Annotated in this window: 14 protein-coding genes; 12 read left to right on the forward strand and 2 right to left on the reverse strand. The window is 73.2% G+C overall.

Annotated features, from left to right (window positions below; all coding sequences use genetic code 11):
- The first annotated feature begins 2 nt into the window (after positions 1–2).
- Genes ACWY4P_RS47020 through ACWY4P_RS47075 form a run of 12 tightly spaced genes read left to right on the forward strand, consistent with a single transcriptional unit; the run spans position 3 to position 16,384 of the window.
- Complete coding sequence (locus ACWY4P_RS47020; protein ID WP_456206936.1) at positions 3–698, forward strand: phage baseplate assembly protein V; 696 nt, start codon at positions 3–5, stop codon at positions 696–698.
- Positions 695–1,108: a GPW/gp25 family protein gene (locus ACWY4P_RS47025; RefSeq protein WP_456206937.1), complete on the forward strand. Its 414-nt coding sequence runs from the start codon at positions 695–697 to the stop codon at positions 1,106–1,108. Before ACWY4P_RS47020 ends, ACWY4P_RS47025 begins: the two co-directional genes overlap by 4 nt.
- On the forward strand, positions 1,105–3,078 hold the full coding sequence (locus ACWY4P_RS47030) for a baseplate J/gp47 family protein (RefSeq protein WP_456206938.1): 1,974 nt from the start codon (positions 1,105–1,107) through the stop codon (positions 3,076–3,078). The genes ACWY4P_RS47025 and ACWY4P_RS47030 overlap by 4 nt, the downstream gene beginning before the upstream one ends.
- Entirely contained in the window at positions 3,075–5,126 is a 2,052-nt protein-coding gene (locus ACWY4P_RS47035; RefSeq protein ID WP_456206939.1) for a putative baseplate assembly protein, read from the forward strand. Before ACWY4P_RS47030 ends, ACWY4P_RS47035 begins: the two co-directional genes overlap by 4 nt.
- Positions 5,123–7,120, forward strand: coding sequence for a phage tail protein I (locus tag ACWY4P_RS47040; RefSeq protein ID WP_456206940.1), 1,998 nt, complete (start codon positions 5,123–5,125; stop codon positions 7,118–7,120). The genes ACWY4P_RS47035 and ACWY4P_RS47040 overlap by 4 nt, the downstream gene beginning before the upstream one ends.
- A 12-nt stretch (positions 7,121–7,132) precedes the next feature.
- A complete protein-coding gene (locus ACWY4P_RS47045; RefSeq protein ID WP_456206941.1) occupies positions 7,133–8,383 on the forward strand; it encodes a hypothetical protein in 1,251 nt (416 codons plus the stop codon).
- 2 nt (positions 8,384–8,385) lie between these two features.
- The gene (locus tag ACWY4P_RS47050) at positions 8,386–10,389 is read left to right on the forward strand and encodes a hypothetical protein (RefSeq protein ID WP_456206942.1); all 2,004 of its coding nucleotides are present in this window, start codon (positions 8,386–8,388) and stop codon (positions 10,387–10,389) included.
- Positions 10,386–11,522, forward strand: a complete 1,137-nt coding sequence (locus ACWY4P_RS47055) for a hypothetical protein (RefSeq protein ID WP_456206943.1) — start codon at positions 10,386–10,388, stop codon at positions 11,520–11,522. Before ACWY4P_RS47050 ends, ACWY4P_RS47055 begins: the two co-directional genes overlap by 4 nt.
- Positions 11,523–11,524: 2 nt before the next feature.
- Positions 11,525–12,055 carry a hypothetical protein gene (locus tag ACWY4P_RS47060; RefSeq protein ID WP_456206944.1) on the forward strand — a complete coding sequence of 177 codons (531 nt, stop codon included), beginning with the start codon at positions 11,525–11,527 and terminating at the stop codon, positions 12,053–12,055.
- Positions 12,052–13,941, forward strand: a complete 1,890-nt coding sequence (locus ACWY4P_RS47065; RefSeq protein ID WP_456206945.1) for a hypothetical protein — start codon at positions 12,052–12,054, stop codon at positions 13,939–13,941. The genes ACWY4P_RS47060 and ACWY4P_RS47065 overlap by 4 nt, the downstream gene beginning before the upstream one ends.
- Positions 13,942–13,946: 5 nt before the next feature.
- Positions 13,947–16,061 (forward strand): ATP-binding protein, encoded by a 2,115-nt coding sequence (locus ACWY4P_RS47070; protein ID WP_456206946.1) that lies wholly within the window; start codon positions 13,947–13,949, stop codon positions 16,059–16,061.
- 5 nt (positions 16,062–16,066) lie between these two features.
- Positions 16,067–16,384 carry a hypothetical protein gene (locus ACWY4P_RS47075; RefSeq protein WP_456206947.1) on the forward strand — a complete coding sequence of 106 codons (318 nt, stop codon included), beginning with the start codon at positions 16,067–16,069 and terminating at the stop codon, positions 16,382–16,384.
- Between the two features lie 55 nt (positions 16,385–16,439).
- Here ACWY4P_RS47075 and ACWY4P_RS47080 read toward each other — a convergent pair whose 3' ends face one another.
- Together ACWY4P_RS47080 and ACWY4P_RS47085 are read right to left on the reverse strand one after the other, a co-directional pair.
- Positions 16,440–17,087: a hypothetical protein gene (locus ACWY4P_RS47080; protein ID WP_456206948.1), complete on the reverse strand. Its 648-nt coding sequence runs from the start codon at positions 17,085–17,087 to the stop codon at positions 16,440–16,442.
- Positions 17,084–21,445: a phage tail protein gene (locus tag ACWY4P_RS47085; protein WP_456206949.1), complete on the reverse strand. Its 4,362-nt coding sequence runs from the start codon at positions 21,443–21,445 to the stop codon at positions 17,084–17,086. The genes ACWY4P_RS47080 and ACWY4P_RS47085 overlap by 4 nt, the downstream gene beginning before the upstream one ends.
- Positions 21,446–21,689: the final 244 nt, after the last annotated feature.

Below are 21,689 nucleotides of genomic sequence, written 5' to 3' on the forward strand. Positions count from 1 at the left end.
CCATGAGGGGCACGCCACGCGCCCGTTCCAGCGACAAGCGCTACTACGGTGTCGTCGAAGCGCTCGTCGTAGAGAACGAGGGCGACGACGAAGGCCAGGTCAAGCTGAAATTCCCCTGGTTCGACGACACCACGGTCACCGACTGGGTCCGCGTCAGCCAGCTGTACGCGGGAGGCGGCTACGGCTCGGTGTTCGTCCCTGAGAAGGGCGACGAGGTGCTCGTCGCCTTCGTCCACGGGGACATGCGGTACCCGATCGTCCTGGGTGGTCTCTACAACGGCGAGGACAAACCGCCGACCGCCCGCACCGAAGGCCGCGACCAGAAGATCATCCGGACCCGGCACGGCCACGAAGTGCTCCTCGACGACACACAGTCCAAGGCCGCCGTGCGGATCAAGTCCGCCGCCGGACACGTGGTGGAGCTGGACGACCAGGGCAAGGCGATCCGGATCACCGCGGCCGAGGGCGGCAGTGTCACCGTGACCGCGCAGGGCGAGATCACCCTCAAGGCGCCGAAGGTGACGGTCGATTCCCCCTCCATCGACCTCGGCGGCGGCGCCACCGAACCGCTCGTGCTCGGCAACGCGCTGCTCCAGGCGTTCAACACGCACACCCACCCCTCCGCCGCCGGGCCGACCGGCCCGCCGACCCCGCCGCTCACCCCCGCCGTGCTGGCCAAGAAGGCGAGGACGGCATGAGCGAGGAGTTCCTCGGGACCGGCTGGCGGTTCCCGATCCTGCCCGACGCGTCCGGGCGGCTCGGGTACGCCGTCGGCGAGGAGAGCATCGAGCACTGCCTGCGGGCGCTGCTGCTCACCGGCACCGGCGAGCGGGTCATGCGGCCCGAACTGGGCACCCGTGCCCACGAGTTGCTGTTCGCGCCGGGCAGCGTGCAGAACCTGCGCGACCTGGAACACTCGATCGCCGCTGCCGTCCGTGACCACGAGCCGCGGGTGGAACTGGAGGAGGTCCGCGCGGAGGCCGACCCGGCCGACGAGTCACGGATCACCGTCTCGGTCGTCTACCGCATCCGGCGCAGCAACACCAAGGCGAACCTGGTGTTCCCGTTCTACACCGGACTCACGGGTCTCACCGGGAGCACACCATGACGCTGCCCGTGCCCAAGCTGGACGACCTGACCTGGGCCGACATGATGGCGGCCATCCGCCGGCGGATCCCCGTCGAGTCGGACGGCACCTGGACGCTGCACGCGCCCGTCGACCCCGGCGTCACCCTCCTCGAACTCTTCGCCTACCTCCTCGAGCAACGGCTGTACTGGCTCGACCAGGTGCCGGACGCGCTCGTGGTCGCCGTATTGCGGCTGCTCGGCCTCGAACCGCCGCGCCCCGCCCGCCCTGCCGCCACCGTGCTGCGCGTCGCCGCCCGGCAGGCGGGCACCGCCGTCCCGGTCGTCCCCGCCGGGACGGCGCTGACCCGGGACCCCACGGGGCAGATCGTCTTCACCCTCGACGACGACGTGGCCGTCCTCCCGCTCGCCGAGGGCGGTGAGATCACCGTGTGGACCGACCGCGACCGTACGGCGGACCTGCGGGCCCGCCGCGGCATCGCGCTGCTGGCGAGCGACGGCGCCCCGGCCGAGGTCCGGTTCACCCTGCCGCTCACCGGAGCGCACCCCGCGCCCGGCCCGCTCACCATGTTCGTCGAGCTGGACGCGCCCGCCGCGTCCGCGTCGTCGTGGCTGCCCGGGGCGGTCGCCGATGTGCCGCCTCCCGCGGAGCTGACCTGGTCCTGGTTCCGGCCGGGCACGGACATTTCCGGCGGGTTCGGGAAATTCGAGAAAGTAGAGGACGGCACGGCCGGGCTCAGGCGGTCCGGTGTCGTCCGGCTGCACCCCCCGGCCGGCTGGTCCACCCGGGAGACCGGGATCCTGGTGTCGACCCCGGCCGCCACGTACACGGCCCCGCCCCGCCTCCTCCAACTCGCCGTCAACGTGTCCGCCGCGCACCACCGCCGGCACCACACCGCGCGCGGTGCCGAACTCCAGGAGCAGATCGACGCCTGGCTCAGGCTGCCCGGCCAGCACCTCGTCCTGCCGGACGCCGCCGACCGCCTCCTGGAGGCGACCCTGCGCCTGGCGGGTCAGGAGTGGCAGCCGGTGCCGGACTTCACCTTCGGCGCGCCGGCCGACCGGATCTTCGTGCTCGATCGGGCCGAGGGAGCGCTGGTGTTCGGCGACGGACTGACCGGGCGCATCCCCCGCCCGGACCCGGACCCGGACGTGCACGTCGCGTACGTGACCGGTGGCGGCCGGGACGGTAACGGCGGCATGACCGACAACTGGTTTGCGGCCGCAGACCCTCCGGTCCCGTCGGGAGCGATCTCGGCCGCCAACCTCGTACGGGCCGAAGGTGGCGCGAACCCGGAGACGATCACCGAGGCGCGCCGGCGCGCGGCCGCGTCCCTGGGAGAGGTGACCCGCGCGGTCACCGCCGACGACTTCGTCACTCTGGCCCGTACGACACCGGGCGTCGCCGTCGCCCGCGCGTACCCGTCCCTCGGCGAGCACCCCGGCTTCCCGTGCTCCACGGTGCCCGGCGCGGTGACCGTCCACATCGTCCCGGCGGCGCCCCGGGACGACCTCGCCCGCGAGGACTTCGTCGCCGCGCCGCTCCCCGACCCGGGCATGCTGTGCGCGGTCGCCGACCGCCTGGCACAGGCGCGGCTGCTCACCTCCGAGGTCTTCGTCCGCGCGCCCCGCTACCGCGAGGTGACCCTGCGCGTCGCCCTGTCGGGTGACCCGGCCGACCGCACCCGCGTGTCCACCGTGCTCACCGCGGCACTGCGCCGCTTCCTCGACCCGCTCGTGGGCGGTGAGGAGCAGGACGGCTGGCCGTTCGGGCAGCCGTTACGGCCCTCGGCTCTGCTACGGGCCGCGCAGCGGGCGCTGGGGGACCTCGCGGACGTCGCCGCCGTGGCGATCGGCCTCGACGGGGCGGACTCGGATGGGGCCGACGAGGACTGCGACGAGGTGCCGCTCGGCGCCGGGGAACTTCCCGTCCTGCGGACGGTCCGCACCCGGATCGTGACCGCCGTCGAACCGGGGGAGGGGCTGGCATGACCGGCGGCGTGTGGTGGGAGAAGGACGCCCGGGAACGGGAGAGGGCGGACGGGCGGATCGTGCCCGGTCCCGGACCGACCGGCGTCCAGCCCGAGCTGGTCGAAGCGACGCGTGAGGCGGTCCGCGCCGACATACGCGGCCGGATCGCGGGCTACACCCCGGACTGGACCGACCCCGACCGCCAGGACGCCGGCGTCGCGCTCGTCCGCCTCTTCGGCACCCAGGCCGAAGCCGTGCTCGGCCGCGTCAACCGGCTGCCGGAGAAGGCGCTGGCCGAACACCTGGCGACGGCGGGCGTGCGACGGCGCCCGGCGGGCGCGGCGGCCGCGCTCCTGGAGTTCACGGTGAACCCGCCGGACGGCGCCTCCGTGCTCGTCCCGGCCGGGTTCCAGAGCGCGGCCCAGGCTCCGGTGGGGCAGGTCGTCTACGAGACGGACCAGGACCTGTACGCCACACCGGCCACCCTCGGCGCCCTCGCCGTGCAGGAGGCCGGAACGCTGGAGACCCTGCCGCTGGGGCCGTCCGGGCCCAGCCGTCCCTTCGCGCCCTTCGGCCGGGACCCGGAGCCCGGCAACGGGCTGTGGATCGGACTCGCCGGCCCGGTCGGCCCCTACCCGCGGCTGTCGCTGGGGTTCGTGGTCGTCGCCGCTCCCCCCGCGCCCGCGGGCTCCGGCGGGGCGGTGCCCCTGCCGCTGCCGCCCGCTCCGCTGCTGCGCTGGGACGTGCTGGACGGCACCCGGCTCGTACCCGCCGAGCTGATGCGGGACTCCACGGCCGGGCTCAGCGCCGGCGGGACCGTCGAGCTGCGGGTCCCGCGCTCATGGGAGCCGGGCACTCCGTCCGGCAACCGGCCCCGGCTGCGCTGGCTGCGCGTGCGGATCGCGCACGGCGCCTTCGCCGGTCCGGCGCCGGTGCTGTCCGGACTGCGGCTGAACGTGGTCGCCGCCACCGCCGCCCGCACCATCCGGGACGAGCCCCTGCAGCCCGTCCAGGACCCCGCGGCCACCGGGCGGCGCCGTATGAAACTCAGTCAGGCGCCCATCCTCGCCGGATCGGTGGTCATCGAGGTCGACGACGACACGGGCGGCGATGTGTTCGGCACCACGGCCGGAACCCTGTCCCGGTGGCGCGAGGTGGAGAGTCTGGCCGGATACGGCGCCGACGACCGGGTGTTCACCGTGGACCACGACAGCGGCGAGGTGACCTTCGGGGACGGCGTCAACGGCGCGGCCGTCCCGCCGGGCTTCCGCAACGTCCGCGCCGTGCGCTACCGCGTGGGCGGCGGCAGCGCCGGCGCCGTACGGGCGGGTGCCGTGGGCGCGGTGGTGACCGCGCTCCCGTTCGTCACCGGCGTCAACAACCCCTTCCCGGCCTCCGGCGGAACGGACGCCGAGCCCGACGCCGACGCCATGCGCCGCGGCGTCGGCGAACTGCGGGCCCGCGGCCGGGCCGTGGCCCCGGCCGACTACGGCCTGCTCGCCACCCATGCGCCCGGTGCGTCGGTGGCCCGCGCCCGGGGCGTGCCGGGCCTGCACCCCGACTTCGCCGGGGCGCCGATCCCTGGCGTCGTGGGAGTCCTCGTCGTACCCCCGGTGTCGGCGGGCGACGACCCCGGCGAACCGCCGGTCCCCACCGCCACGACCCTCCGTGCGGTCGCCGACTACCTGTCGCGCGAAGCCGCCCCCGCCGGGGTCACGGTGGTCGCCGCCCCCGCGCCGTACCGCCGCGTCGGAGTGGAGTCCTGGGTCACGCTCGACCCGGACCTCGACCGGGCCGCGGTCCTGGCCCGGGCCGGCGACGCGGTGCGCACCTACCTGGATCCGCTGCGCGGCGGGGAGGACGGCGCGGGCTGGCCGTTCGGCGGCGCGCTGCGGCACACGGCGCTGGTCCGACGGCTCCTGGCGGTCGACGGGGTGCTGGCCGTCACCCGGCTCTCGCTCACTGTCGACGGAGTGCGCCGGCCGCCCTGCACCGACCACGCCCTCCCGCCCCACACCCTCGTCTGGCCGGAGCGCCCGCTGCTGATCCCGGTAGGTGACCAGTCATGACGTGCACACCACACCCCGCGACCTTCCGTCTCCTCGACGCCTACGTCGGCTGGGACGAGTCCACCGGCGGCGAGCGGGGCACCGACGGCACCGACGGCATCGTCGGCTTCGACGACCCGGCCGGCCTCCGGCTCGCCTACCGCGGCCCCACGCCGGAAGGGCCAACCAGGGGCCGGCTGCTGCCGTGGTTCCCCGACCCCCGCCTCGCGCCGGGGTGCGGGCCGTGCGCCTGGTACCTGCTCGTCCCGGGCGAGCGGCGGCTGCTGCGCCGCGACGTCTGCAGCGGCGCCTTCACCCCCGTCTGGCCGCCCGGCTGCGACCCCGGCCTGCTGCGCGAGCCGGTCTCCGTCGCCGCGCGCGGACACCGGCTCGCCGTGGTGGAGTCCGACCGGGTCCTGGTGTGGCGCCGCGAGGGCGCGCAGCTCGCCGGGGTGATCCGGGCCGAGCGGCCCCGATGGGCCGCCCCGGCCCCCGGCGACGAGGTCCTGGTGGCCTGCCAGGGCAGCACGGACCTGCGGCGGTTCGACTCGACGGGCGGCTTCCGCGGCGTGCTCCGCACCGGCGCGCGCGGCGAGGTCATCGGCCTGCGCACCGGCCCGGAGCGGACGGTGTGGCTGCTCACCGACGACGGCGGACGGCTCAGGATCCACCGGGGCGGTCACCGCCGCCCCTTCCGCACCGTCACCGTGGACGAACTGGCCGCGGCCCTGCCGCCGTCCACGCTCACCTCGGCGGACGAGGACGGGTTCTGCCTGAGCGAGAAGGGCCCGGACGGCCCCGAGACCACCTGCCACACCTGGCAGGGCCTGCCTCGGGACCCCGCCCCGCCGGCCACCGACGCGTACCTGACCAGCGGGTCGTATGTCACCGCCCTGATCGACAGCGGCATCTCGCGGTGCCGCTGGCACCGCGTGCGCGTGGACGCCGACGTGCCCGGCGGGACGGCGGTCGCCGTCGAGATCGTGGTGAGCGAGGACGGCCGGTACGACGAGAGCGACTGGCAGGCGTCGCCTCCGGGAGCCACGGACTTCCTCGTCGACCAGCCGCCCGGCCGCTTCCTGCGGCTCCGGCTGCGGCTGTCGGGCGACGGCGGTACGACTCCGGTCGTACGCCGGATCCGGCTGGACTTCCCCCGGGTCACCAGCGCCGACCTGCTGCCGCCCGCCTTCCGCCAGGACCCCGCGGCCGACGACTTCACCGAGCGCTTCCTGTCGCTGTTCGACGCCACGCTCGCCCAGCTCGACCGGGTGATCGAGCGGTATCCGGCACTACTCGACCCGGCCGGCGTCCCGGACCGGGTGCTGCCGTGGCTGGCCGGTCTGCTGGGCCTGTCGTTCGAGGCGGGCTGGGACGCCCGCACCCGGCGCGCGCTGCTGGCCGCGGCCCCGGAGCTGTACCGGCGCCGGGGCACGCCGTGGGCGCTGCGGGAGGCGGTACGCATCGTGTTCGGGGTGACCCCGGTCATCGACGAGCTGGCGACGGACCGCCGCTGGGCGCATCTGCGCGAGGCCGCCGGCGGCTCCGGAGCCGGGCAGGGGCAGGGGTCGGGGCCCGGTCAAGGGCTCGGCGCCGTGCGGCTGTTCGGCCGGTCGGCGAGCCGGTTCCGGGTCGGCGGCTCGGCGCTGGGCGCGGCGCCGCTGCGCGCGTTCGGCGTGCCGGACAGCGACCCGTTCACCGCGCACGCGCACCGGTTCCGGGTGCTCCTGCCCGCCGGATCGGCGGACCGGGCGGCGCTGCGGCGGCTGGTGGAGCGGCAGGCGCCCGCGCACACGGTGGGGTCGGTACGGACCGGCGGCGCCGGGTTCGTGGTCGGTTCGAGGTCCACGGTCGGCGTGGACACCGCGTTCGTCCCGCTGCCGGCGCCTGTGCTGGGCGGCGCGCACCCCGTGCGGCTGAACCGCGACGGGGTGCTGAGGCCGGGACCGAGAGGGTCGCGCCGAGGGATGGGTGTGGGAGTCCTCTCCGCCGTCGGTGTGCATACACAAGTGTCGTGAGAGGACGGGGCGATGACGGAGACAGAGACATCGAGGACAGAGGAGTTCGACGCGCCACCACTGCGCCGGCTGCGGTACTTCCACGGCCAAATGCTGGGCGCGCGGGACTTCCAGCGTGAACAGGAGTATTACCGTGAGAAGTTGAGACTGCGCATGCGCTGTCTGCTCGGCTACGGAGTGGTGTGCGGCCTGCACGTGGAACCGGCGCCGCGGGACGAGGACGACTGCCCGCCGGACGCCGAGGCGCCCGCGGAGGACGCCGAGGCGCCGCCCGCGGAGGGTGAGGCGGACCGCACCGGGCACACCCGGCGCCGGGCCAAGGTGAAGATCACTCCAGGTCTCGCCGTGGACTGCGACGGCAACGAGGTCGTGGTGCGGGGCGGCTGCGTGATCGACCTGTGGAAGGCGCTGCCCCCGCACGAACGGGACACCGACACCGTCTGGGTCGGCATCGAGTACGCCGAGCGCCCCGTCGAGCCCACCCGCGCCGTCTACAACGACACCTGCGCGGAGACCCCCGACTGCGAGTTCGGCTGGACGGAGGAGTGCTACAAGGTGCGGGTCACCGGGTGCGAGCCGCCGGTGGACGAGCGCTGTGACACGTGCTGCTCGGCTTGCGGGCACAAGGTGCTGTGGCTGGCCAGGATCGACTGCGTGGACTGGCACGAGCCGGTGCGCCGCGACCAGATCCACATGAACGTACGCCGTCCGTTCGGCCGCCATCTGCCCACGGTGATCACCGGCATCAACTGGATCCACGGACACACCTACACCATCGACGAGGCCAAGGCCCTCCTCGGCACCCAGGACGAGGACGGCGGGCTCGTGGTGCGGTTCTCCGCCGGCGTACGGTCCGACACGCTGCGGCCCGGCGTGGTGGAGCTCCAGGTGATCGAGGGCGGCAGCGGCCGCAACGCCTCCACCTGGTACATGGGCGGCACGTTCGCCGAACCGGACGCCGGATCCGACCAGTGCGACGAGTTCACCCAGGAGTTCCGCTATCGCCAGACCACGCGCGAGACGCTGCAGGACGGCGACCGCGTACTGATCACCGTCCGCGCCGCGTTCATCCTCGACCGCTGCTGCCGCCCGGTCGACGGCACTCACGTCGGTGGACGCGTACCGACCATCGACGCCGAGGCCACCCCGTCGGCGGCACACGGCGGCTGCCACCTCCCGCCCTCGGGCATCGGTCCCTGGACGTCCGGCACCGGGGCGGGCGGGGACGTCTTCGAGAGCTGGTTCTTTGTGAAGGAGCGCTGATCATGCGAACAGACTGCGGATGCGGCTGCGGTGGCGACGCCACCTCGACCTCCGCCTTCGTACGTCCCCGCTTCTTCGCAGGGCAACTGCTGACCGAGGACGACCTCAGCCTGCTGGTCGAGTACACGACGGCGAAGAGCAGACTGCACAACCGGTCCCTGTACGGGCCGGGAGTCATCTGCGGCCTCGGCGTCACCTGCGACCCGTGCGGCGGCGGAACCGTGGCGGTCCACCCCGGACACGCGCTGGACTGCGCAGGCAACGACATCGTGGTGCCCTGCACCGAACGGGTCGACGTACGGGCACTGGTGCGCGAGCGGCGCATCAGCGGCCTCGGCGTGGACTGCGGGGAAAACTGCGACAACGACGGCGGCCGCCGCTACGGGCTCTACGTGCGCTACCAGGAGTCCCCCGTCGAACCGGTGGCCCCGTACGCCACGGAGGAGCCCTGCCCCTCACCCGGATGCGTGCCCTCCAGGATCCAGGAGGGGTTCCGCTTCGTCGTCGGACGCGACGATGTCGAGGACCACCGCCACAACCCCGGCACCCGGCTCCTGACGAGCCTCGGCGACCTCGCGCGGGCCGACCGGGCCCGCATCCGCGACCGGCGGCTCGGAATGTACGTCGACGCCCTCCTCGTCGCCTCGCTCGGCACCGGCCGGACCTTCCGCTTCGACGCCGCCGACGCGCGGCGGTACGCCACCGCCTTCGCCTGGCTGCGCGAGAACGCGGGCGGAGAGGGCCCGCCGCCCCCGCCGGCGGCCCGCGAGATGACCGAGCACGTACGCGCGCTGGCCGCCGCCGTCGCCCGGTTCGACACCTACGACCCGGCCGGGCGGGAGCAGCTGGCAAAGGACTACCCGGACCTCGCCACCGTCCGGGAGGCGCGCACCGTCCTCGGCACGGCGTGCCGGCGGCTCAGCGGCGCCGACATGGAAGCGGTGTGGCCGGACCCGCTGCGCCGCACGATCGCCCACGCCGCCGTCACCGAGACCGCGGCCCGGGTCGTACCGGAGGGCGGCGACCCGGACGCGCCGCTGGAAGTGCGCATGCTGGCCCAGGGCACACCGCTCGGCCACGCGCTGCGGGTGGAGTTCCGCGCCGACATCGGCCTGATCCGGGAGTGGCTGCTCGGCCGTCTTGACCAGGCCGCCGACCTCGCCGACTGCGCGCTGCGCACGGATGTCGCCGCCGTGGACGTACCGCTGCTGCCGCCCCCGCCGCCGGACAGCACCGAGAAGGCGACCGTCGCCGAGGTGCAGCAGATCGCGGAGGCGGCCGCGGCACTGGCCACCGCGGTGCGCCGGTTCCTGACCGACGCCGCGTGCGCCACCCTGAACCCGCCGTGCGGCGACAGCGCCGACACCGACGTCCTGCTCGCGCATCTGGAGCTGGACGGCTGCGATGTCGTACGGGTCTGCTCCGCCACCCGGGAACAGGTCCTGCCGGGCGGATCGGCGTACGGCGAGTGGCTGCCCAAGCTCTACCGGCTGCGGGAGCTCGCCGAGCGCGTGTGCTGCCAGCCCCTCCCGTCGTACCAGAAGCCGGTGCTACCGGCCGAGGGCCCGGTGGCGCGCCCGTATACCGAGGGACTGCTCGGCGACTGGCCGCGCACGGGGGACCTGGAGGAGATGCTGTCCCTGCTGCTGACCCCCGCCCCCGGGGAGACGCCGCCCAAGGCGCTGCACGAGCAGGTCTACACCACGCCCAGTGAAGTCACCGACAGCATGCAGGAACTGGCCCGGCTCAGGACGCAGGTGGCCGACCTGAATGCCGCGCTGGAGGGCCTCCGCGCACAACTGGGCAGCGCACAGACCCAGATGAGCCGGATGCAGGAAGACTTCCCGGACCGGCTGGGGCCCCGCCTTGCGGAACTCGAAGGCGCGGCGGGCCAAGCCCCTGACCAACCCGCTGATCAAGGGGCGGATGTCGGGGAGGAGCCCGCCAAACCCCCGGCCAGACGCAGCCGTTCCTCCCGTACGAACAAGCCCGGTGAGACGCGATGACGGGCCCGCTGCGCCCCGCCTTCCACGAGGGCCAGGTACTGGCCGCCGCGGACCTGTCGGCCACCGTCGAGTACGCGCGCGGCCCGGCCGCCCGGCACGCCCGGCACCTGCACGTGTGGGGCATCGCCGAAGGGCTCGGCCTCGTCACCCAGTCCCGTACCGACCCGGCCACGGGCGCCCGCTACGTCGAGGTGAGCGTGTCGCCGGGGATCGCCGTCGACGGGACCGGCCGCGAGGTGGTCGTCACCGAGCCGGTGGTGCTGCGCGAGAGCGACTTCGACGAGGTCAACGGCGCGGACCAGCTCACGGTCGAGCCCTATCCGGTCTTCCTCACGGCCGCCGACCGGGAACCGGACCGGTCCGCCGCTCCGGTCTCCTGCTCCGGCAGCGCCACGAAGACCCGGGTGGAGGAGTCGTACCAGATCCTCTTCGGGCGCCTCGGCGACGAGCGGCTGGTCGCGGAGCAGCAGCCGCCCGCGATCGGGGCACCACCGGCCGATCCGCCCGTCCGCTGGCTCATCCTGCTGGGCTACGTCCAGTGGACGGACGGCCACTTCAGCGGCGTCGTGACCGAGGCACGCGGCGTCGCGGCGCGGTTCGTGGGCGTACGCGCGGACACCGTCTCGGCCGCGTCCGGCGCGCTGACCCTGCGTACGGGCCCGGAGGCCCAGGAGGGCAAGCCGGCGCTCGTCCTGTCCGGCGGCGATACGCCGAACCTGGTCTTCGGCCTGTACCAGGGCGGCGGCACGGTCGCACCGCTGATGACCGTGGCGGCCAACGGCAACCTCACGATCGAGGGCAGCCTCAGCGGCGGGACGCAGGCCGGCAGCACGCTGGTGACGTCCGGGACCGCCACCGACGGGATGCTGCTGCCGCTGCCGTCCGGCGTCACCCCGGAACAGGTCGCCGACGGGCGGGTCGTGCTCCACGTCCAGCTGACCCCGCGCACACCGACCTTGGCCGGCACGGAGCTGTACAGCCCGGTGGAGGCCACCGTGGACGGCGACCGGCGGGTCCGCTGCCGGGTGCGCCGGTACAACCCCCTGGTGAGCCCGGCCAAGGTCGTCGAACAGCCCGGGGCGGCCGACTTCCTCGTGGTGGCGACGGTCGCGGCGACGAACGGCGGTGGCTGACGATGACTCTTCACGTGGTGTACGCGGTCGGCACCGGCCATGTCGTGGGCGCCCTGGCCCAGACCGGTGCCGACGCCCCGGCCGACGCGGCCGCCCTCGTCGGCCGCGCGCTGCCGTTGCGCGTCTCCCTGGGCGACGGCCGCATCGCGATCCTCCCGGTGAGCGCCGAAAAGCTCGACGTGGCGGCCGTGGACGACGAACCGGCCGCCCTCGCCGATCCGTTGGCCTTCGGCGTCGAGGTGACGTCCGAGGGCAAACCCAAACCGGCGCTGGTGCGCCTGGCGACGTGGAGCGACGGCGTCGTGCTGGCCAAGGACGGGATCACCATCACCGTGCAGGTCCCGGCGAACCGCACCACCCCCGTGATCGCCCTGATCTCCGACGAGCAGGACACCCATGTGCTCGCCGGGGAGATCCCCGCCCAGCAGACCCAGGTGAAACTGCCGGTGACCCTCACCGCGGGCAGCGAGCACGGTGTGCTGGTGCTCGCGGCGGGCTGGGCGGGCCACCTGGGGATGGAGAAAGTGACGTGAGCGCGCCCACCGCGCCGGCCACCGGCGAGGCCATCGAGCCTGGCGAGCCCGGCGAAATCACGGTGCACCGGTGCACCGTGACGGTGGCCCGGCGCGGTGGGTGGAGCTGGGGTCCCGATCCACGCGGCCTGGTCAGCCAGGTGGTGGAAGCCCTGCCGGACCTGCTGGCGGACCACTTCGCCGAGCGGCTGGCGGGAGACGGACCGGACGTGGAGATCACCGAACCGCTGACCGTCACCGTCCGGCAGGGCCGGCCCGGAGGGTTTGGCCGGCCCGCGGGCGGCGGGCCGCCCGTCGAGGTGCACTTCGCGCCGGTGCCGATGGTGGAGCTGCCCGCCGACGCGCCCGGCGCCGGCGCCGATGCCACGTCGTTGGAGGAGACCTTCGCGGCGGCGCCGGACCCGTGGACCGTCCCGGGCGCCGCCGCGCTCTTCGCCGAACTCGCCGAGCGCGGGGAACTGGACGCGCTGCTGGCACTGTTGCCGGACGCGTCGCTGTCCGCGTACGTGCTCGCCCTGCTCGGCGTCGACGACGCGGCGGCCGCACGGCTGCTCGCCGAACTCGTCGGGCGCGCCCTCGCACCAGCCCCTCCTCCCGCCGGCCCGCACGGCCAGGCCGCCGCCGGGTCCCGGCCCGCCTGGGAGCTGCCCCGGCGGCTGCGCGCCGCGGTCGCGGGCGCCGAGGCGGCGGACCTGCCCCGGCTGCTCGCCGACTTCCTGGCGTCGGCGGACCACGAGGAGGCGGTACGGCTGGTGCGGTCCCTGGCCGACCCGTACGACCGCGCCGCCGACGAGCCGCCGGGGAACACGGGCGGCGCCGGCGAGGCGCGCACCACCGCCGGGGTGCGTACCACCGACGCGGCGCGCGCCACAGGCGAGGTGCTTACCACCGGAGAGGTACGGGTGTGGTCCGCGCTGCCCTTCCTGCTCGCCGGGCCACTGGCGCGCATCGGGTACCTCGACGCCATCGGACCCGCCCTGACCGGCGTCGAACTGGCCGATCAGGCACCGCTGTTCGCGGCGGCCCTGGGCTACAAAGTGCTGGGCGTGACCGCACGTGGCTGGCGCCGCGCCGACCGGGACAGCGAGGCCGCGGCCGCCTTCGCCGGCCTCCAGTCACCCGTCGCCGAGGAGCGGCTGGCCGCCTTCGCCCGCCAGGTGCGCCCCGCGCTGCCGGTCCTTGACGGCGTACTGGCGCTGTCGGTGTGCCGCGGCCACGACCCCGCCCACCCGCTCCTGATCACGGGGACGGACAATGGGCTGTTCCTTGTCGACGCCCACGGCATGTTCCCGATCGCCTGGGCCGCGCAAGCCGCCGGGCTGCTGCCGTACTGGCAGGCGTGCGGGCACCCGCCCGTACTGCTCTGCGACGGCCCCCTGCCCCCCGGCACCCTGCGCGAACTGGCCGCGGCCGACGTGCCGTTCCTCACCGGCGTACGGCCGCTGCGCGGCGATCCGGTGGCACGACTGCCCTGGCGCACACCGCTGTGGACCGCCGAGGGCACGGCACCGGACGTACGCCTCGCCGCGGAACTCCCCGCCCACGCACAGCGGTTCGCGGACCTGGTTGCCGCGCTGGTCAGCGAGCGCCGGGCGGTACCACTGGCGCCCGACGGCGGCCTGGAGCGTACGGTCACCTTGGCCGCGGCCCTCGGTCTGGCCACCATCGCCTGGACGCTCTGGCGCGACCGCGAGACCCCGGATCCGCTGCTGGCCCTGACCCGCTTCGCCGACCTGGATGCCACGGTGCGATACGAGCCCGCGGCCGTCCGGGTACGCGTCCCGATGGGCCGGCGCCACGCGGACCTGCTGCGCGGCGGTCTGCTCGCCGATGTGCCCGACGTGGTCTGGCTGAACGGCCGGACCCTGACCTTCTCGGCCGGGTGAGAGCCATGGGCGAACCAGCGGTCGAGCATCTGCGCATCAGGCTGGCGGGCCTGCACCAAGCCCTCAGGGCCGCCGTCGAGCGCCAGGCCCGGCTCGCGGCCCGGCTCACCCGGCCGGACCTCACGCCGTACTGCGTGACCGACGAACAGGTCGATGTGCTGCTCGGCGAGGTGCACGCCTTCACCGACACCATGGCCGAGCCGTACGAGCCCCGACAGACGGAGCCGGAAGCCGAACGGGACCTGAGGCGGCGCGCGTCCGCCGAGGGCACGACCCTGCCGCTGGACGCGCTCGCCACCCGCTTCGGCCTGACCCGCGCCGAACAGGACGCGCTGCTCCTGGCCGCGGCGGTCGAACTGGACCGCGGCTACGAACGGATCTACGCCTACATCGTGGACAACCTGAACCGGCGGCTGCCGAGCGTGGAACTGCTGGTGAGTGTGGGCGCGAACGGCGCGGCGGCCCGCCTCGCCCTGCGCCGCGCCCTCGGCCCGGCCGGGCCGCTGCGCCGGTACGGTCTGCTGCGCGCGCACGGTGAGGCCGCGGTCGAACTCGCCCAGGAACTGGTCCTCGGCCCCGGGGTGCTGGACTTCCTGCTGGGCTGGGGCGGCGACGTCGGCCTGCTGGGCCACGACCCCGGCGAGGTCGCGCCGCCGGAGCCGCGCGTGCTGTCCCCCTACCTGTCCTCGGACCTGCTCACCCGGCTGGGCCGTGCGCTGGGCCGCGGTGACATCGACCTGGCCGGGCTGTGGGGCTGCCCGCCCGACGGCCAGCTCGACGCCGTACAGGCGCTGGCCCGGGCCGCGGGAGCACCGCTGCGGACCCTGACCGCCGATCCCGAGGCCGACCCTCAGTCCGATCTGCGGACGGCCGCCGTACTGGGCGCCGTGCTGTGGATCCCCACCGATGACCTGCACGGCGAGCCGCGGCGGCTGTACGCCGACGCGGTGTCCGCCGCGCTGCTGCGCTCGCGCGTGCCGGTGTGCCTGACCGGCCTGAAGCCCTGGCGCCCGGCGGGCCTGCTCGCCGCCCGCGCCTACGCCGAACTCACCGTCCCCGCCCCCGGTTTCACCGACCGCCGGGCCATGTGGTCGGCCGCGCTCCCGGACCTGGGCGGAACCCTCCTCGAAGACCTCGCCGCCCGGTACCGGATGAGCGGCGGTGAACTACGTGCCGTGGCTTCGGTCGCGGACGCCGGGGCCCGCCTGGCCGGCAACGGACACCCGGAGCGGGTCGCCGACCACGTCGAACCCGCCATCGCCACCGTCACCCGCGGACGCAGCGGCAGCGCCGTCCACTCGATCGTGCCCCGGCGCACCGTCGACGACCTGGTCCTGCCCGACGTCCAGTTCCGCCAGATCCTGGAGATCGCCTCGGCGTTCCGCGCCTGGCCCCGGATCGCCGAGAGCTGGGGTTTCGCCCGCCGCTCGGGACACGGCGGGGTCAAGGCGCTCTTCACCGGAGAGCCCGGAACCGGCAAGACCATGTCCGCCGAGATCGTCACCGGCATGCTCGGCCTGGAACTGCTCAAGGTGGACCTCGCCCAGGTCGTCTCCAAATGGGTGGGGGAGACGGAGAAGAACATGGAGATCGCGTTCCGGCAGGCCGAGGAGAGCCAGGCGGTGCTCCTCTTCGACGAGGCCGACGCCCTGTTCGGCAAGCGCGGCGAGGTGAAGCACGGCACCGACCGGTACGCCAACCTGGAGGTCGGCTACCTGCTGCAGCGCCTTGAGGCCAGCGACGGCCTGGTGATCCTCACCAGCAACCTCAAGGAGAACATCGACCCCGCCTTCACCCGCCGCTTCCACTTCGTCGTCCACTTCCCCCGCCCTGCCACCGCCGAACGCCGCAGACTGTGGCGCCTCGCCTTCCCCGAGGAGGCCCCGCTCGCGCCCGACGTGGACCTGGACGCCCTGGCCCGCCTGGACATGACGGGCGCCAACATCACCACGGCGGCCCGCGCGGCGGCCCTGGCGGCGGCGGACGGGGGCGGCGCCACGATTGCCATGCGCCATGTCGTACGGGGTGTGGCACGCCAGTTCCAACGCGAGGCCCGGCTGCTCCGCCCGGCCGAACTCGGCCCACACGCCCATCTGCTCGACGAAGCATCCCAGGGGTGACACCGATGCTGCCCACCGAACCCCCGCTCTCCCTGCACCGCCTCCTGGCCCCGGTCCCCCCGGCCCGCACCCAGGACACGGCGACAGCCACCCGCCATGCGCCGGCCCCGACCCCGGCCCCGGCACCGACTCCTGCTCCGGCGCCCGTGAGCAATGCGACGGTGGCCCGTGCAACGCACCCTCCGGCGACGGTGGGGTCCTCGCTCCTGGCAGGTCAGGACCAGTCGGGGAACGCGGCCGTGGCCCATGCCGCGCTGCGGGCGATGCCGGGCGCGGTGCCGCTCATGGCGCCCGCGCCGCAGGCCACGACTACGGGGCCGTGAGCCCGGCCTCCGGTCCCCGGGGACCGGAGAGATACGCACGACAATCCCCGGCGCTTCAGCTGCCCCCACGCGAGGCGGCCCGGCGCTGGAACCCCTCGATCATCGGGACCAGTTCGCGGATCTCGGCCACGGTCTCCTCGTCGACCGGGTCGGTCCGCACGTTCGCGGGGTCCCATGACTCGTTCTCCAGCCAGTCGACGTACTGCGTGTGGTGCTCGCGCAGGACGGCGAGCAGGGAATCGCCGCAGCGTTCGACCTCGTTGTGCGGCTCGACGTCCTTCCAGATCCCGAATACGGTCGTCCGACCCGCCCCGAGCTCGGCGAGGCTGTAGCAGTGCACCCGGCCGCCGTGCTCGAGGTTGACGTTGATGCCGAGGAACAGGGGGACCAGGTCCGGGTCGCGGGCGAAGACCTTGCGTGTGATGTCCGCCATCGGGTCGGGCCGCTCCGACGGGCCACCGCGATCGGGGGGTACGGCCAGACGCCAGGGCAGCAGGGGGAAGTCCACCATGAGGTCCAGGGAGTGGGGGCCCGCGTCGGCGAGCACGAAGAACTCCTCCGGGAAGCCGACGCCGTAGCACTCCCGTACCACCTCGTGGGGCCCGAGTCCGTGCGTGTAGAGGGCCCTGGCCAGGCTTGCCATCGATGCGTAGTCGTCGCGTGACGACTCGGCGCGCAGACGCCGCAGCGCGTCCTCGGTCACTCCGGCCCCTCTCCGGTCCGCTCGGCCTCCATGATGCTCCTCAGCAACGGGGAGAGCTCGCCCCAGACATCCTTGAGCGCGTCGGCGGTCAGCGCGGTGATGATCCGGCGCGTCACCTTCCGGGCCTGCTCGACCACCTGCCCGGCCTGCGGCGTGCCCGCCTCCGCCAGGGTCTGGGCCAGGTGCTTGGCGTCCTCCCTGAGCTTCTTGGCGCGTGTCCTGATCACCACGCTGTGCACGGTCCGCCGAGGATCGTCGGCCATCAGCTTGACGACTTCTTCGACATGGACGAAGACGACGTCCTGGAGTTGGGCCTGTAGCTTCGCCCACGCTTTCCTGCTCACGCCCTGCGGCTTCGGGGTGGACAGGATGAACTCCTGGGCGAGCCGTGTGGCGCTGGCCATGGACTGCGACTGCAATACCAGTGCGTAGGCCCGATGGCTGCGGCGGGCGATCTCCTCCGCGCTCAGCTTTGGATCGAGACCTTCGCCGCGCTCGGCGCCGACGACCTTCTGCCGGGTCACGGAGAGACCGCGCTTGTCGTCGCCCGGGGCCGGGCTCGTAGTGGTGCTGGCCAGGGGCGCGTAGACGATGGAGAAGCCGTCGCCGAACAGCTCCATCAGTTTGATCTTGAGTTTCCGGCCCTCGGCACCGCCGATGGGGTACAGCTCGCCCTGGGCCTCGAGCAGGCCCTGGGTCCGGGGATCCTGGAAGATGCCCGGGGAGCCCTCCTTGTCCCACGCCTTGATGAGCATGTTCGGCTCGGTCGGGTAGAGCATCTGCGTGTACCGCTTGTCGATGGCCTCCCGGATCGCCCGGTCCACCTGGTTGGAGAGCGTCGTCAGCTGGACGGTGCGGGGATCGGCGTCCTTCTTCCAGTCGAACTTCTCGAAGGTGTAGCCCCCGATGGTGAGCAGCGGGTGCTCCCGCATCTCGCCCAGCACCTTGGTGTAGGCGGCCAGGACGCCCATCCCCTTGGTGGTCGAGACACTGGTATCGGCGTCCTGGCTGACGATGTGGACCTGCTTGTTGGCCTTGCTGAGGATGTCCACCGCCTTCTTCGTGTACGAGGAGCCGAGCACCTGCTGGCGGAAGACACCGTAGGGAAGCGCCTTCTTGTCGCGCAGGCCGGACTCGTTCTTCTCCTCAGCGAGTGCCCGCTTGCCGTCCGATCCGAGGCCCCGGTACTTCGCCCGCACCTCGGCCAAGGAGGCGTTGCCCTGCTCCTTCCCGTCCCTGAATTGGACCCACCGGGGCGTCCAGACGAAGCCGAAGACCGCCGCGACGAGCTTGCTCGGCGGATTGACCATGCCGATGGCCGCGCTCAGCTCGCTCTTGTTCTTCTCGGGGTTGAGGCCCTCGAAGGCGTTGACGCCGATGACGACGGCGGTCCTGGCCGCCGCCATGTCCTCGGATCCACCCCCGGGGACGTCCCACGCCGTACTCAGATACCGGGAGGCCACCGCGGGGTTGCTCTGGATCTCGGACGGAATGGCCGCCATGTTGACGACGAAGCCGATGAAGGGGTCGTCGCTCTGCCCGGCGGGCCTGACCTCGTGCAACTGCGCGACCGTCGGTCCGTACCTGTTGACGTCCATGCGGCCCTGCGCTCTGGCGATCCGGTACGGGAACTCGTCCTCCGACAGGGTCTCGACCGGCGTGTCCTCGCTCGGGTTGATGGTCACTCTGATGCGGTACTTGCCCTCGGCGATCTTCTTGAGCTGGATCCGGGTGAGGCCGTGCCGCTGCTTGATCGGGCCGAGGCCGCGCCGCACCGACTTGACCGTGGCCGCTTCCTCGTTGAGCAGGTGCGTCGCGTCGCGCACGGCGGCATCGAGGGCGCGCTTCTTGTCCGCCTCGGACCGTTTGTCGGGCCGTTTGTCGGGCCGCTTCTTCTTCGGGTCGCGCCGCTTCGGCCTCCGCCGTTCGGGCCTGCGCCGCTGGTCCGGCCGCCTCCGCCGACGTGGCCTGCCCGGCCGCTTCCGGTCCGGCCGGCGCTTGGGCTTCGGTTTCGGCTTGGGCTTCTTTCTGTCGAAGGCGGACTTGATCTTGGACCATAGCTTCTTCACCAGGCCCACGATCTTGTCGATCACCCAGTCCACCGCCCGGTCCACCGGCTTGGACATCGCCTGGACGATCTGCTTGACGCGGGCCGCGATCCCGCCCACCCCCAGGATCGCGGCGAGGACGCCCAGCAGGACCGGGATGGAGCGGGCGAGGGCGCGTTCGATCAGGCCAGGTACGCCGCCGCTGCCGCCCCTCGCGATCGCGATGACCGCATCCAGGACGGCGTTGACGAACTCGAAGATCTGGCGCGCCTGGGTGACGATGAAGCGCACGATGTCGATGATCAGCTTCACCGCGCGTACGAACGCGGACGCGGGGTTGAGCAGCGAGAGCACCCACATGATCCCGGCCTGGATGATCGTGGGCGTCACATACGCGATGACCTTGTCGAGCAGCTCCTTCTTCAGGTCGCCCACGCGCGTCTTGAGGTCTTCCCACATCCCCGCGACGCCCCGCTTGCGGACCTCCGCGACCAGCGGCACCGCAGTCTCGGCCGCCGCGACGGCCGGTTCCATCTTGGGGACCTTGCGGACGATCCGGGCGCGGATGTTCTGCCAGGTCAGCCCGAGCAGCGAGGCGAGCATCTTCAGGACGCCCTGCGCGTCGAACTTCGAGGGCAGCTCGATGCCGGCCTCGGCGGTCTTGCCCAACAGCCAGGACAGAATGCCCTGTTGCAGGTGGCGGCCGATGTTCGCCAGGAACTGCCGGAGACCGGCGCCGACGGCCGAGACCAGGTTGCGCAGGAAGCCGATCGGGTCCTTGAGGATCAGCATGATCGCCGACGCGGCCTTGGCGAGGACCGACAGCAGCAGCCGCTTCAGCTCCAGGATCGTGTTGATCACGGACTTGACCGCGTCCACGGCCTTGGCCACCAGGCCCTTGTTCTTCTCCTTCTCCGCCGCGATCTCATCGTCGACGGACTTGAGCGCGTCCGTGTACTTGGTGGCCAGCGTGTCGACGAGCTGGGTGCCCTTGTCGTCCACGGACTGGGTGAGTTCGTCGAACTTGTCGGTGAACTCGGCGGCCGCCTGCTGCCCGATGGACCGCAGATCGGCCGGGAGCTTGCGCACTGCGGCCTGCAACTCGGTCCGGCCGTCGGCGATGCGCCGCTTCGCCCGGTTCAGCTCGCTGCCGATGGTGTCGGCGACGTCGGAGATGACCTGCCGCATCCGGCGGACGTAGTTGTCGCGGGCCTCTTCGAAGATCTTGTCGGCTTCGGCGGGCAGCCCGGCGAACAGGTCCCGCACCCAGCGCAGTTTGCCCATCGCACCCGAGTACCGCCGGTCCTTGTACTCCTCCATCTTCCGCTTGTGCTCGGCGGTGAACGCGTCCCGCGCCGCCTTCTCTTCTCTGCCGAACTGGTCGTCGACCCGCTTGTCGAGGCCGTCGAGAATCGCCTCGACGTCCTTCTTCATCGTGTCGAAGACGCCTTGCAGGACCGCCGTGACCTGGGCCCGCTTCTCCTCGTCCCGGCTCTTGGCGCCGCCCTTGCCCGCACCGACTTGCTGCCCGGTCCGCACCCGTTGGGCGCCCATTGCGCCCATGGCGGCGGAGCCGAGCCGCTGCGCCTGTGCGGTGGCGGCGCGCAGTTCCTTCTTCTCGTGCCCCCGCACCCGGCCGGGGGCCACCGCGGAGTGCTGCTCGGCGGTCTTCTTCTCGCCCAGGGCGTTCTTGAACGTCGGCTCGTTGGACTCCTTCAACTGCGTCTCGGTGACCTGCGCGTCCGCCATCTGCCGGTCGACCTGGGCAGGCCCTGCGGACATGTCGGTGGCCGACGTCGGCAGCTTGTCCGGTACGGCGTTCGCCGGATTCGGCGTACCCGGGGTCCCGGGGGGCCGGTCCGCGGTCATGGGAACGACCTTCTTGGGCACGGCCGCCGAGGTGTCCGGCGGCGCCGCGGTCGTCGTGGCGATCTGCTCGGCCGAGTCCGCCTTGCCCTCGCCGACCTTGCCGTGCACTTCCGCGCGGACCTCGTCGGCCTTGCCGGAGTCGGCGAACTTGTCGGCCTCGTCCAGGTTCTTGGGCGCCTTTTCGGCGATCGCCTTCTCGACCGCTCTGATGAACGCGTCCTTGTCGAAGTCCTTCGGCTTGGCCTCGTTCATCTTCTCCGCGTTGGCGGTCTTGCCCTGTGCCTCTTCGTCGTCCCTGGGCGGCCGGGCCGCGTCCTGCGCCGCCGTCGCTTCCGTCCTGGGGGGTGGGTGCGAGCTCGCTACCGATTGCTTCTTGCGCCGCACGTCCTTCTTCAGCGTCGCGAACTTCGGATCCGCACCCGGGCCAGGCCGTGCCTTCACGTCAGGCGCGGCACCGGAGGCCGCAGGCGCCGCCTCCACCGTGTCCACCGGTGCCGGCTCGGCCGCAGGCGGCTGCCCAGGGCCGAGCTCAGTACGGCGAGCCTCGGTACTGCGAGCCGCCGCGACCGCACCATTGCCGATCATGTCCTGCCCGGCAGGCGGCAACCGGGCTGATAAAGGCGGAAGCGGCGCTGGTCCACGTCCGCCGGCCAAAGCGGCCGTTACCGCGGCGTTGGACGGAGGG

This window comes from Streptomyces sp. LZ34, assembly GCF_053890475.1.